This window comes from Streptomyces sp. NPDC055239, from assembly GCF_053606205.1.
In genome coordinates this window covers 829,201-842,309 of sequence record NZ_JBSGRD010000003.1, presented here as the reverse complement: position 1 = coordinate 842,309, position 13,109 = coordinate 829,201, and the positions used below count along the sequence as shown (strand labels likewise).

Annotated in this window: 11 protein-coding genes; 8 read left to right on the top strand and 3 right to left on the bottom strand. The window is 69.9% G+C overall.

Annotated elements, in window-relative coordinates:
• Nucleotides 1–48 precede the first annotated feature (48 nt).
• The 4 genes from ACWFRJ_RS14505 to ACWFRJ_RS14490 all read left to right on the top strand — a co-directional run bounded on the left by ACWFRJ_RS14505 (nt 49) and on the right by ACWFRJ_RS14490 (nt 4,421).
• Nucleotides 49–843 (top strand): Tat pathway signal sequence domain protein, encoded by a 795-nt coding sequence (locus tag ACWFRJ_RS14505; protein ID WP_453529071.1) that lies wholly within the window; start codon nt 49–51, stop codon nt 841–843.
• 64 nt (nt 844–907) lie between these two features.
• Complete coding sequence (locus ACWFRJ_RS14500; RefSeq protein ID WP_453529068.1) at nt 908–2,227, top strand: copper amine oxidase; 1,320 nt, start codon at nt 908–910, stop codon at nt 2,225–2,227.
• Between the two features lie 103 nt (nt 2,228–2,330).
• Complete coding sequence (locus ACWFRJ_RS14495) at nt 2,331–3,572, top strand: SAV2148 family HEPN domain-containing protein (protein ID WP_453529065.1); 1,242 nt, start codon at nt 2,331–2,333, stop codon at nt 3,570–3,572.
• A gap of 114 nt (nt 3,573–3,686) precedes the next feature.
• Nucleotides 3,687–4,421, top strand: coding sequence for an exonuclease domain-containing protein (locus ACWFRJ_RS14490; RefSeq protein ID WP_453529683.1), 735 nt, complete (start codon nt 3,687–3,689; stop codon nt 4,419–4,421).
• A 36-nt stretch (nt 4,422–4,457) separates the two neighbouring features.
• On the opposite strand, the gene ACWFRJ_RS14485 is transcribed toward ACWFRJ_RS14490, so the two are convergent.
• Nucleotides 4,458–5,312 (bottom strand): phosphotransferase enzyme family protein, encoded by an 855-nt coding sequence (locus ACWFRJ_RS14485; RefSeq protein WP_453529062.1) that lies wholly within the window; start codon nt 5,310–5,312, stop codon nt 4,458–4,460.
• Nucleotides 5,313–5,492: 180 nt separating this feature from the next.
• Here ACWFRJ_RS14485 and ACWFRJ_RS14480 point away from each other — a divergent pair, with 180 nt between their 5' ends.
• Genes ACWFRJ_RS14480 through ACWFRJ_RS14470 form a run of 3 tightly spaced genes read left to right on the top strand, consistent with a single transcriptional unit; the run spans nt 5,493 to nt 8,577 of the window.
• Entirely contained in the window at nt 5,493–6,419 is a 927-nt protein-coding gene (locus ACWFRJ_RS14480) for a carbohydrate ABC transporter permease (RefSeq protein WP_453529060.1), read from the top strand.
• Nucleotides 6,416–7,252, top strand: coding sequence for a carbohydrate ABC transporter permease (locus ACWFRJ_RS14475; RefSeq protein ID WP_453529057.1), 837 nt, complete (start codon nt 6,416–6,418; stop codon nt 7,250–7,252). The genes ACWFRJ_RS14480 and ACWFRJ_RS14475 overlap by 4 nt, the downstream gene beginning before the upstream one ends.
• Nucleotides 7,252–8,577, top strand: coding sequence for an ABC transporter substrate-binding protein (locus ACWFRJ_RS14470; protein WP_453529054.1), 1,326 nt, complete (start codon nt 7,252–7,254; stop codon nt 8,575–8,577). The genes ACWFRJ_RS14475 and ACWFRJ_RS14470 overlap by 1 nt, the downstream gene beginning before the upstream one ends.
• A 6-nt stretch (nt 8,578–8,583) precedes the next feature.
• Here the strand turns inward: ACWFRJ_RS14470 and ACWFRJ_RS14465 are convergent, their stop codons facing one another.
• Nucleotides 8,584–9,327: a response regulator gene (locus ACWFRJ_RS14465; RefSeq protein WP_453529051.1), complete on the bottom strand. Its 744-nt coding sequence runs from the start codon at nt 9,325–9,327 to the stop codon at nt 8,584–8,586.
• Nucleotides 9,324–10,595, bottom strand: a complete 1,272-nt coding sequence (locus ACWFRJ_RS14460; RefSeq protein ID WP_453529048.1) for a sensor histidine kinase — start codon at nt 10,593–10,595, stop codon at nt 9,324–9,326. Before ACWFRJ_RS14460 ends, ACWFRJ_RS14465 begins: the two co-directional genes overlap by 4 nt.
• 191 nt (nt 10,596–10,786) lie before the next feature.
• On the opposite strand from ACWFRJ_RS14460, the gene ACWFRJ_RS14455 reads away from it, so the two are divergent.
• Nucleotides 10,787–13,072 carry an MMPL family transporter gene (locus ACWFRJ_RS14455; RefSeq protein ID WP_453529045.1) on the top strand — a complete coding sequence of 762 codons (2,286 nt, stop codon included), beginning with the start codon at nt 10,787–10,789 and terminating at the stop codon, nt 13,070–13,072.
• The last annotated feature ends 37 nt before the right edge of the window (nt 13,073–13,109 follow it).

Genomic DNA, 13,109 nt, shown 5'->3' with positions numbered 1-13,109 from the left:
ACTCGGTATGCCTCTATATGAGGCTCGTGGGGGATAAAAGGGGAGCAAGTGGGAGAGATAGTCAGACGTAACCTGGGCAAGGTGGTAGCGGGTGCGGCAGTCGCGCTGGCCGCCGCCGCGGTGCTTGTGGGCGTCACACTGCCGGGGGCGGGCGAGTCGGGGGGCCGCCAGGCCAACGCGGCGGACGCGAAGCAGAACGCGATCGCGAAGGACGGCGTCGTCGAGGCCGCACCCGAGGAGGGCGAGAAGGGCATCGGCAGCGACCCGCTGACCGACGCGGAGATCGAGCGCGCCGAGAAGGCCTCGGTGACGGGTGCCCTGCGCTCCAGCGCCAGGGACGTGGAGGGCGACCGGGGTCCGCAGCTCCTTTCGACGAACCTCAGCGAGCAGGAACCCAGTGACGCGGGTGCCGCGGGTGCCGCCGCGCCGCGCAGCGCGGAGGTCGTCTACTACGACTACAAGAAGGACGCGGTCATCACCAAGACGGTCAATGTGGAGACCGGCAAGGTGGAGAACACGACGACCACACAGAACGTCCAGCCGCCGCCCAGCCAGGAAGAGCTCGCGGAGGGCGCCCAGCTGCTGATCGCCGACCCGCTCGGCAAGGGTCTGAAGCAGGACTTCAAGCACGCCACCGGCAAGGCGCTGACCGGCCCCGGACAGCTGCAGCTGAGCGGCATGGTCTTCCGCAAGGAGACCGTCGAGCGTGTGCCGTCCGACCTCACCGAGTGCGGCAAGCACCGGTGCCTCCAGGTCGTCACCAAGGTCAAGAACGGTCCGTGGATCGACACCCGGTCCCTCGTCGTCGACCTGAGCACCCGTTCCGTGGGCCGCCTCGGCTGATCAGGGCCGCCCGCGCACGACACCACACTTCTGTTTCTCCTCGGACGAGGGAGTCCACACCGCAATGCACGTCAACAGACTTGTCCGCGCCCGCAGACGGGCCACCACGGCCCTCGCGGCCCTCGCGCTGATCGGCGGCGCCGCCACCGTCGCCTCGCCCGCGTCGGCAGCCCCCCAGGCGCCCAGCGCCCCCGCGGCCGCCGCCGCCGACTGCAGTGACGCCTACAAGATCGAGCAGACCGTCGACGGCGGTACGACCTGGCGCATGTGCTGGCACTACAACAGCCTTTCCGGCCTGATCCTCGACAAGATCAGCTACCAGCCCAAGGGGGAGGCCAAGCCGATACCCGTCCTGACAAGCGCCCGGCTCGCGCAGGTCCACGTCCCCTACGACGACGGCCAGGCCGAGTACGACGACGTCACCGGCACCGACTTCGGCCAGGCCCTGCAGAACCTGAACCCCGGCGAGTGTCCCGGCGGCACCATCAAGACCGTGAAGGTCCCGCAGCGGGGCAACGTGAAGGGCCTGTGCACCACCACGCGCGCGCGTGGGCACGCGTACCGCCTCAACGACGACCAGAGCACCGGCGGCACCGGCAAGGTCTACACCGGCCAGGGCAAGGACCTGCTCGTCTACACGGTGAACAAGGCCTCCTGGTACGAGTACATCACCGAGTGGCGCTTCTCATCGGACGGCACCATCACCTCCCAGGTCGGCGCGACCGGCAGCCTCTCGCCGTACGACTACGACGGCGGCGACAGCCGTGGCTGGCCCATCGGCAAGGGCGACCAGGCCAAGGCCGAGAGCCATGCCCACAACGTCTTCTGGCGGCTCAACTTCGGTCTGGACGGATCCCCGAAGGCCAAGGTCGAGCAGTACGACTCCAAGGTCACCCCGCCCACAGGACAGGGCAGCCCCACCACGAAGACCACCCGCACCAAGGTCACCAAGGAACTCGCCGGTGACCACAAGGACATGCGCTGGTGGCGCGTGGTCAGCGGGGCGGGCAAGAACAAGGACGGCCACCCGCGCTCGTACGAGATCGTGCCGGGCCCCAGCACCAAGCACGCCGGGCGCCCCTTCACCAAGCACGACGTGTACTTCACCGAGTACAAGAAGTGCGAGCAGTACGCGAGCAACAACCCCGGGTGCCCCAACGGCACACCGGACAGCGTCGACAAGTGGGTGAACGGTCAGTCCCTCACACACCCGGTCACCTGGGTCCACATCGGCTTCCACCACATCGCCCGTGACGAGGACCAGCAGCCGATGCCGGTCCACTGGCAGGGCTTCTCGCTGGCCGCGCGCGACGTGACCGCTATGAGCCCGCTCACTCCTGCGGACCTCGCCGACCAGAACGGCCAGCCCTCACAGGGTCGTTGAGAATCCACCCTTGCCATCCGGCTGCACCGCCCGCCGCTCCCGGAGTACCCTTCCTTGATCGTTGAACTGGGGGGTGCTCTGGGGAGCGGAAGGGGTGCGCTGGGTGAGCTCGGGAGGGCGGGAACTACCCCCTGGTGACGAGGGTCACGAGGGGAGTTCCGTGGACGGCCCGCCTGGAGCGGTGTCCCTGGCACGGCCGATGGAGATGGGATCCCAGATCGGACCCGAACTGGACTGGGGCCCCGACGCCTGGCGCGAGGTGCGTACGCGCGCCCAGCGCGCCGGGCGGGCCTACATCTGGCTGAATCTCGTGGAGCAGCGGCTGCGCGCGGTCGTGGCCGCTGTTCTGCGTCCCATCTACGAACCCGTCCACTCCGACGGCTGGGTGGTCGCCGCCGCCGGACCCGCCGGACAGGAGTGGGTGCAGCGGGCCGTCGCCGTACGCGAAGTGAGCCGCCGCAAGGGGTACTTGCTCGACCCGGCCGACGACAACGTCCTCAGCTTCCTCACGCTGCCCCAGCTCCGCGAGCTGATGGTGCAGCACTGGCCGTGCTTCGAGCCGTACTTCGACGACCGCAGGGACGTCGAACTGGCCCTGGACGAGCTCGAGGTCACCCGGAACGTCGTCTCGCGCAACCGCGCCCTGTCCACCGCCGTGCTCGCCCAGGCGGAGCGCGCGTCGGCGAAGCTCCTGGACATACTCGGCGCGGGCACCGACACGCCCTCCGCGCGCCGGTTGCCCGTCGACGCCGTCGAGTCCCTGGTCGGCGACCGGTACGCCGACGTGGTGGGCGTCCACTCGGACCGGGTGCGCCTGCTTCGGCAGTTCCCTGCCGAGGACATCTTCGGCGGGGCCCGTCGCCTCGACGCGATCGGGATAGGCCTGAACCTCCTGGTCCAGAACTTCTCCGGGCGCCGCCTCGTCCGCCTCGCGGAGTCCGGCTGCCGGGTGCGGCTGCTCTTCCTCAACCCGGCGAGCAGCGCGGTCAAGCGCAGGGAGCGCGAACTGGGCCTGAAGCGGGGCGAGCTGAGCCGCAGCGTCGAGATGAACATCCTGCACATGCGCCGGGTGCGGGCCCGTCTCCGTGATCCGGGCGCCTTCGAGATCCAGGTCTTCGACGAGACGCCGCGCTTCACCGCGTATCTGGTCGACGGGGACGGCGTGGACGGCATCGCGGTCGTCCAGTCGTATCTGCGCAGGACGCGGGGGATGGAGGCGCCGGTGCTCGTGCTGCGCGGCGGACGCCGGGTGGTCAAGGCGGACGAGCAGGACGAGAGCGGACTCTTCGAGACGTACCGGGAGGAGTTCGAACTGGCCTGGGCGGACTCGCGGCCGGTGTCCTGAAGCGGCCTGGGCGGCTGCCCCCGGGCGGTAAGCGGAACGCGGACCCGGGATTGTCAGTGGCCCGTGGGATCGTGGTGGTCAATGGGGGAAAGCACCACAGAGAAGGGGGCGGCCATGGGCTGGCACCGGGAGCTGCTGATCGGGTTCGACCTGGAGACGACCGGGACGGATCCGCACGAGGCACGCATCGTCACGGGCGCCGTGATCGAGGTCAGGGCGGGCGAGACGCTGGGCCGCAGGGAGTGGCTCGCCGACCCGGGGGTCGAGATCCCGGCGGAGGCCGTGGCGGTGCACGGCATCTCGAACGAACGGGCGTCGGCGGACGGCAGACCGGCCGCGGAGGTCGCCGACGCGATAGCGGCCGTCCTCGTGTCGTACTGGCAGTCGGGCGTCCCGGTCGTCGCCTACAACGCCACCTTCGACCTGACCCTGCTCTCCGCCGAGTTGCGCAGGCACGGCCTGCCGTCGCTGCGCGAGCGCCTGGGCGGCGCGGAACCGGCCCCGGTCATCGACCCGTACACGATCGACCGCTCCGTCGAGCGCTACCGCAAGGGCAAGCGGAACCTCGAAGCGGTCTGCACGGAGTACGGCGTGGTCCTTGAGTCCGCCCACGACGCCACGTCGGACGCCCTGGCCGCGGCCCGCCTGGCCACCGCCATAGCCGACCGCCACCCCAAACTGGCCGCCTTCGGTCCCGCGGAGCTGCATCGCCGCCAGATCGACTGGTATGCCGAGTGGGCGGCGGACTTCCAGAAGTTCCTCAGGAAGAAGGGCGAGACGGACGCGGTGGTGGACGGCACGTGGCCCTTGCGGGACGCGGCCAGCAGCTCGACGCCGTCCGGCGTCTGAGGGGCCGGGGGAGCTCTCAGAAGATCTCAGAAGCTCTCAGAACGGAAACCACCGCACACCCGGGTCCCCGTCACGCAGTGAGGCGACACGACGGCGGAACTCGACCAGCGCTTTCGGATTGCTGGGGGAATGCTGCGCGACCCACGCGCAGCTGGCCGTCTCCCGAGCCCCCCGGAGCACCGCGCACCCCTCCCACTCCCGCACGTCCCAGCCGTACTGTGCGACGAACCCGTCGTAAGCCTCGGCCGGCAGGCCGTACCGGTCACGCGAAAGCGCCATCACCACGAGATCGTGCTCCCGCAGATCGGCGGAGAAGGTCTCCAGATCCACCAGGACCGGACCGTCCGCGCCCACCAGGACGTTCCGGGGGAGGGCGTCGCCGTGGATGGGGCCAGGGGTCAGCCGGGGGGTGAGCGCGGACGCCGCCGCCTCGAACCCGTCCCTGCGCTCCCGCAGATAGTCCGCGTCCTCGACGTCGATCGCGTCACCGGCGAGCCGCAGCCACCGCTCGACTCCACCGAGAAGCTCACGCCGGGGCAGCTCGAACCCGGGCGCGGGAAGCGCGTGCACCAGGCGAAGGAGGGAGGCGAGGTCACGCGGCTCAGCCGGCCGCACGGCCTCGGGCATCCGGTGCCACACCGTCACCGGATGCCCGTCCACCAGACGGGGCTCGTCCTCGGCCGCCCGCACCGCGGGCACGCCTGACTCCTCAAGCCACCGCGCGACGCGCAACTCCCGCCGCGCACGGTCGAGAAGCTCGGGCGCCGCACGCCCGACCTTGACCACCGACTCACCGTCACCGAACACCGCGTTCTCGCCGAGCGCGAGCAACGCCGCGTCCCGACCGAGACCCGCGGCGCTCAGTACGTCCCGTGCCCGCGCCTCGTCCATCCATTGCCTCCCGCACCGCTCGCGCCGTTCGGCACGTTTGCTGGCACAGTCTCCCATTCGCACTGGCCAAGGGGCTGCGAGGCCTGCGTAGCTGCTTGACGTATCAAGATCCCATCAGCACGATGACGGGGGCCGCGTGGGCGGCCAAAACCCGATGAGCCGCCCAAAGGAGCCGATTCCGTGACATTGGCGACCGCAACGAAGCGGTCAGCGAAAGGCGCGTCCGCCCGCGGAAGAGGCGCGGACCACGGCGCCTGGTTCCTGGTCCTCCCCGCACTGATCCCGATCCTGGTCCTCAGCGTGGGTCCGCTCCTCTACGGCATCATGCTCGCGTTCACCGACTCCCAGTCGGGCCGCACCGAACCGACCCAGTGGGTCGGCGCCCTCAACTTCTCGGACCTGCTGCACGACACGCTGTTCTGGGACTCGTTCCGGATCGGCCTGCTGTGGGCGTTCGGCGTCACCGTGCCGCAGTTCTTCCTCGCGATGGGCCTAGCCCTCCTGCTCAACCAGCCGTTGCGGATGCGCTGGCTTGCGCGGGCGCTCGCGATCATCCCCTGGGCGATGCCCGAGGTGGTCGTCGGCATCATGTGGCGGCTCGTCTACCACCCGGACGCGGGCGTACTGAACGAGACGCTCTCCAACCTCGGCCTGGGGGAGGGCAAGGACTGGCTGACGGGGACGGCCACCGCACTCTTCGCCGTGATCGTCGTCGGCATCTGGGCCGGTATGCCGCAGACCACCGTCGCGCTGCTCGCCGGATTGCAGAACACCCCTCGTGAGCTCCACGAAGCCGCCGCGATGGACGGCGCGGGAGCCTGGCGCCGCTTCCGCACCGTCACCTGGCCCGCGATCAAGCCGATCGCCCTGGCCATCACGGCGCTCAACTTCATCTGGAACTTCAATTCCTTCGCCCTGGTCTACGTCCTCACCCAGGGCGGACCCGGCGGCCGCACCCGCCTTCCCATGCTCTTCGCCTACGAAGAGGCCTTCCGCTACGGCCAGTTCGGCTATGCCGCGGCCATGGGCTGCGTGATGGTCGCGGTGATCTCCGTGATCCTCGCCTTCTACCTCGTCGGCCGCCTGAAGGGAGACGACGAGTCATGACGCGTACGAAGAGATCGACACGCGCCGCGCAGTACGTGGCGCTCGCCGCCTATCTCGTCTTCCTCGCCTTCCCGTTCCTCTGGCTGATCTCCACGGCCTTCAAGCCCGCGCGGGAACTGGGCAGTCTGCACCCCACCTGGATCCCCAAGGATCCGACCCTGGAGAACTTCCGGCAGGCCTTCGACGAGCAGCCGCTGCTCCAGGCCGCGGGCAACTCCCTCATCGCGGCGCTCAGCGCGTCCCTGATCGCGGTCGTCATCGCGACCCCCATGGCGTACGTCATGGCGCGGCACCGCAATCGCGTCTCGAAGGCGGCGACGGGCTGGGTGGTGATCAGCCAGGCGTTCCCCTTCGTCCTGATCATCATCCCGCTGTTCCTGGTCCTGAAGAACCTGCACCTGATCAACTCGCTGCTCGGTCTCATCATGGTCTACGTGGTGTGGTCGCTGCCCTTCGCGCTGTGGATGCTCGTCGGGTACGTCCGCGCCGTGCCCACCGAACTGGAGGAGGCGGCGGCGGTCGACGGCGCGAGCAAGGCGCGCGCGTTCGTCTCGGTCGTCGCACCCCTGCTCGCCCCCGGCATCGTCGCCACGGCGATGTTCGCCTTCATCACCGCATGGAACGAGTTCTTCTTCGCGCTCGTCCTGCTCAAGACCCCGGAGAAGCAGACCTTGCCGGTCATCCTCAACCGCTTCATCGGCACCGAGGGCGCCGCGGACCTCGGGCCGCTCGCCGCGGCGGCGTTCCTCGCGACCCTCCCCTCGCTCGTCATCTTCGCGATCATCCAGAAGCGGATCACGGGCGGCATGCTGGCAGGGGCGGTGAAGGCCTGATGCGCGCGGCACCACGTATCGCGGCACCACGTATCGCGACCCCACGTCTCGTGACCGCCGTCACCGCGGCTCTCGCGCTGCTGCTCACCGGCTGCGGCGGCGGCTCGGGGGACGACGACGGGAAGATCACCCTTCAGTTCCAGTCCCTGGCCTGGCAGAAGGAGTCGGTCGACGCCAACAAGGCGCTCGTCAAGGAGTGGAACGCCACTCACCCCGACGTCAAGGTCGAGTACGTCCAGGGAAGCTGGGACAGCGTCCACGACCAGCTGCTCACCTCCTTCGAGGGCGGCGAGGCACCGGACATCATCCATGACGCGTCGGACGACCTCGCCGACTTCGCGTACGGCGGGTATCTCGCCGACATGAGCAACCTGCTCCCCAAGCGCCTCAAGACCGACATCCCGAAGCGCAGTTGGGGGACCACGACCTTCGACGGCAAGGTCTATGGAGTGCCGTTCCTCCAGGAACCCCGCGTCCTGATCGCCAACGCGAAGTGGCTGAAGAAGTCGGGCGTGCGGATTCCCACGCCCGAGAAGCCGTGGAGCTGGGAGGAGTTCCGGTCGGTCAGCAAGGAACTCGGCGACGGTACGGACGGGAAGTACGGGGTGGCCTGGCCGCTCAAGGAGCCGGTGTCCGCGACGCTCAACCTCTCGCTCTCCACCGGCGGCCGCATGTTCCACCGGGGCGAGGACGGCAAGGTCGACGTCCGCTTCGACAAGGCCGACGAGATCATGCCGCGTACGGTCCACGACCAGGTCAACATCGACAAGAGCGCGGCGAGCACGACCCTGGGCATGGGCGGATCCGACACCCTGCCGGGTTTCTTCGGCGGGAAGTACGCGATGGTCCCGCTCGGCTTCTCCTACCGTCAGCAGATCGTCCAGCAGGCGCCCAAGGGCTTCGACTGGCAGGTGCTTCCCGCTCCGGCCGGAGCGGAGGGGCTCGCGCAGGGCGTCAGTCCGCAGACGCTGTCCGTCTCGCAGGACACCGAGCACAAGAAGGAGGCGGTCGAGTTCATCGACTTCCTCCTTCGGCCCGAGAACATGGTGCGGCTCGCGAAGGGCGACTGGATGCTGCCGACGGGCGAGCAGGCGCTGAAGGATCCGGCCCTGCATACCGAGAAGAACGACTGGGCCGCGGGCACCGCCCTCGCGAAGGATCTCCGTTCGGCACCCGCGCAGTCGGTGCGCGGCTACCCGGAGTGGAAGGACAAGGTGGCGACCCCGGCGCTCCAGGAGTACTACAGCGGGGCGATCGGCCTGGACGAGCTGCGCGAACGGCTGGTGAAGGACGGGAACCTGGTGCTCAAGAGGTATCAGCGCTAGGCAGCGTCAGGGCCGGGCCCCGTTCCCCTGTCCCGCCCTGACGAGCCCCGATTCGTACGCGGCGACGACCGCCTGCGCACGGTCACGGACGCCCAGCTTGGCGAAGATGCCGGTGGCGTGGTTCTTCACGGTCTGGACGCCGATCGCCATCCGCTGCGCGATCTCGGTGTTGTCCAGGCCCGCGGCGATCAGGCGGAGCACGTCGATCTCGCGCGGGGTGAGTCCGGCGAGGTCCGCGGTCGGCGGGTGCGAGGCAGGAGCCGGGGTCACGAAGGTGGCGAGGAGCCGGGTGAGCAGCCGCGGGGCGACGACGGACTCACCGCGGTGGACGGTGCGCAGAGCGGCCACCAGCTCTTCGGGAGAGACGTCCTTGGGCAGGAAGCCCGAGGCTCCCGCCCGCAGGGCACCGACCACGTGCTCGTCCATGTCGAAGGTGCTGAGCGCGAGGACCCGGCACCGGGGCAGCTCGGCGGCCAGGCGCTCGGTGGCCCTGACGCCGTCGAGCACCGGCATGCGGATGTCCATCAGGACCACATCGGGGCGCAGTTCGATGGCCGAGGCGACGGCCTGCTCGCCGTCGCCCACTTCGCCGACTACCTGGATGGCGGGGTCCGAGAGCAGGATCAGGGACAGGCCCCGGCGCACCAGAGGCTGGTCGTCCGCGATGAGCACGGTGATCCGCTCGGGTTCGCCGCCCGGCTCCGGTTCGCTGCCCCGCTCAGGCTCGGGCTCGGTGGGAGAGGGCGTCATCGGGTCCCGTCCTTGTCGTGTCTGTCGGCCTCTGCGTCGGCTTCCGCGTCGGCCTCGTACGTACCGGCGGGCAGCGGCACCTGCGCGACCACCTCGAACCCGCCCTCCGCTCGGCGGCCGGCGTGCAGGGAACCGTCGTGCAGAGCGACACGTTCCCGCATGCCCAGCAGACCGTATCCCCCGCCCTCGAAGCTTCCGCCGCTCCCGCCGCTCCCGCCGCTTCCGCCGGGCGCCCTGCCGTCACCGGCGCCGTCGTCGGCCACTTCGACCGTGACCCGGTCCGGGAGATAGGCGAGCCGCACCGTGGCGCGGGCGGGGCCCGCGTGCTTGCGGGCGTTGGTCAACGCCTCCTGCACGATGCGGTAGAGGGTGAGGCCGACGGTCATCGGCAGCGGCCGTGGCCGCCCGGTGACGTGGAGTTCGGCCGACAGGCCCGCGGCGGTCGAATCGGCGACGAGCCGCTCGATGCCGTCCACCCCGGGCTGGGGTTCCGACGGCGTCTCCTCCAGCGTGTCGGTGCTGCGCAGGACCCCGAGTAGCTGCCGCATCTCGCGCAGCGCGGTGCGGCCGGACTCCTCCAGGGTCACCAGGGCCTCGCGGGCCGTCTCGGGATCGCGGTCCAGGGTCGATCTGGCCCCGCCGGACATCAGGTACATGGTGGTGATGTGGTGGGCCACGATGTCGTGGAGCTCGCGCGCGATGCGGCGCCGCTCCTCGGTCACCGCGCGGTCGGCGAGCAGATTCCGGTTGATGTCCAGCTGCCGTTTCCACTGCCGCACGGCCAGGCCCACGGCGACGATGAGGCAGGGCGTGACCAGCACGTCGGTGAGGCCCACCCCCAGGAACGGCACGTCGTTGTGCAGGTACCGCGCGAGCTGCACGGGCGCGGTGGCCACCACACACAGCGCCACCGCACGCCGCCCGCTGTACCTGGCCACGGTGTAGAGCGCTACGGCGACGGCGCCCCCGTAGCTGTTCGACATCGGCGAGCCGGGGTCGACGGCAAGCCCCAGGTTGACGGCCATCTGCACGGCGAGGACCGCCCCGAACACCGGCACGGGATGATGGCGCCTGAAGAGCAAGGGGAGCACGGAGACGGCGACCAGCAGGACACCGAGCACGGTGACGGGCGCCCCCGGGCCCTCCTCGCCCGGAGCGAGGTAGGCCAGTACGTCGAGCCCCACCGCGACGACGGCGACGGCCGCGTCACCCGGCGTCGGCCGCGCCCCGCCCGTGGGCGGCACCGGAGGGAAGAAGTCGCGTCCCATCCGGGCGCCTCCAAAACTAGCGTCTTTCCCTCCATTACATCCCGGCCCGCGAAGTCGTGAATCGGCGCGGGGGTGGTTCTTGTACCCAGTACCGGAGTACTGGGTACGCCGACGTACCGGACCGGAGTCACGGGTGCGTCCCCTTCCGGCGGCCGACGCTCCCAAGGGGCTTTGCGTGATGACCTATTGGCATGATCCGCAAGCTGACCTCTTTCTCCGTCCGGCATCGATGGCTGACGATCGTCGTCTGGACCATCCTCGGAGCGGCACTGTCGTTCGTGGGGAAAGCGATGATGTACGACGTCACCGACTCCCAGGCCGGGGATTTCCTGCCCAAGAAATACGACTCGGCGGTGGCGCTGCGTATAGCCGAGGACGAATTCGGCACCAAGCCCGACCCCAACGCCCTTACCGTGCTCGTCGCCAGGGACGACGGCGGCAAGCTCACGGCGGGCGACCAGCGGCGGATCGAGGCGACCGCGGACGGTATCGGCCGGGAGCGGATCGCCGCGCCGAAGCCCGAACCGCTGATGAAGGACCACTCCCAGACCCCGCGGGTGTCGCCGGGCGCCGTGGCCCCGGACAGAAGCTTCCGCCTCCTGACGGTTTCGCTCGACGGAAACCCCGGCGACCCCGGTCTGCAGGACGTCTACAAGGAATTCCGTGACGGCGCGGAGCACGAATTCGCCGCCGCCGACCTGCGTGTGGGATTCACCGGTGGAATAGCCTCCACGGTGGACAACGCGGAGGCCGAGGAGACCACGGGGAAAGTGGTCGGCGCTCTGACGATGGGCCTCATCGTCCTTCTGAACGTACTGGTGTTCCGCAGTCCGGCGGCCGCTTTCGTGCCGCTGGTCGCGGTGGCGCTGATCGGTGGTGTCGCCTCGGGAGCGGTCGTCGGTGCGGCGAAACTCTTCGGTATCGGCCTCGACCCTTCCACCCCCTCGCTGATCGGTGTCGTACTCCTGGGAATCGGTATTGATTACTTCCTCTTCCTGATGTTCCGGTTCAGGGAGCAGCTGCGGAACCATCCCGGGCAGAACGCCCGGACGGCCGCGGCCGAGACGACCGGGAGGGTGGGCGGCGCGATCACCTCCGCGGCCCTGACGATCGTGGCGGCCTTCGCGACCCTCGGCCTGGCGAGCTTCGGGCAGTTCCGGGTCCTTGGCCCCGCTATCGCGATCTCCGTCCTCGTGATGCTCCTCGCCGGCCTCACGCTGATGCCCGCCCTTCTCGCCGTGCTCGGGCGCGGCATGTTCTGGCCCGCCCGCGCCTGGAAGAAGGAGCGCACCGGCGGAATCAGCGCACGCCTGGGCCACGCGGTGAGCGCCCGCCCTGTGCGGTACGTGCTCGGCAGCCTGGTGCTGCTCGGCGCGCTCGGCGCGGGCGCGGTCGGCATGAAGATGAGCTACGACCAGCAGGGCCTGCCCGAGACGGCCGCGGTCAGGACCGCGGAGCAGATCTCCCGCAGCCTGCCCGCGGGTGTCTCCGACCCGCACAGCGTGTATGTACGGAGCGCCGACGGCGGTGACATCAAGGAGAGTTCGCTCACCGGCATGACCCGTGCCCTCGGCAGGACGGAGGGCATCGGCGAGGTGGGCGAGCCGGTGCTCAGCAAGGACCGCACGGCCGCGCGGGTCGATCTGTTCCTGAGCGCGAAGTCCGATACGCAAAAGGCGCGCGACCTGGTCTCCGGACCCATCAGGGACACGGCGGCGCGGACCGCCCCGGAGGGCACACAGGCGTACGTCACGGGAACGGCCGCCGTCTTCGCCGACATCTCGAAGGCCGTGGAGAAGGACCTTCGCCTGGTGTTCCCGGTCGCGGCGCTGCTGATCGCGGTGATCCTCTTCCTGCTCCTTCGCTCGTTGCTCGCACCGGTCGTGCTCCTGATCGCCGTGGGGCTCGGGTTCGTGGCCACCCTCGGGGCGAGCACCCTGGTCTTCCAGCACGCCCTCGACCGGCCGGGGGTCTCGTTCACGCTGCCCCTGGTGCTCTTCCTCTTCGTCGTCGCTCTCGGCACCGACTACAACATCCTGATCACCGACCGGATCAGGGAGGAGATGGAGAAGCCCGTCCCGGCCAGGCACGCGGTGGCCGAGGCGGTCCGGCACACCGCGCCCGCCGTCGCCACGGCCGGGATCGTGCTCGCCGGTTCCTTCGCAGGACTGGCCGCGAGCCCCTCCACCCTGGAGATCGGCTTCGCCACAGGCCTCGGGATCATCCTGTCCTCGCTCGTGCTCTCCCTCGTCCTTGTGCCTGCCCTGGCCGCGATCCTCGGCCGTGGGCTGTGGTGGCCGCGCAGGTCGAACCGGACGCGGGGGAACCATCACGCCCCGGACGGGCCGTACGCGGCCGAGCGGTACCAGCCGTACGCGGCCGACCCGGCGCACTTCGAACACCGGCCCTCGGAGCACCGGCCCTCGGAGCACCGGCCCTCGGAGTACCAGCACTCCGAAGGCCAGTCGGCGCGGTGACAGCCGTGGCCCCCGTGTACGGATCCGTACACGGGGG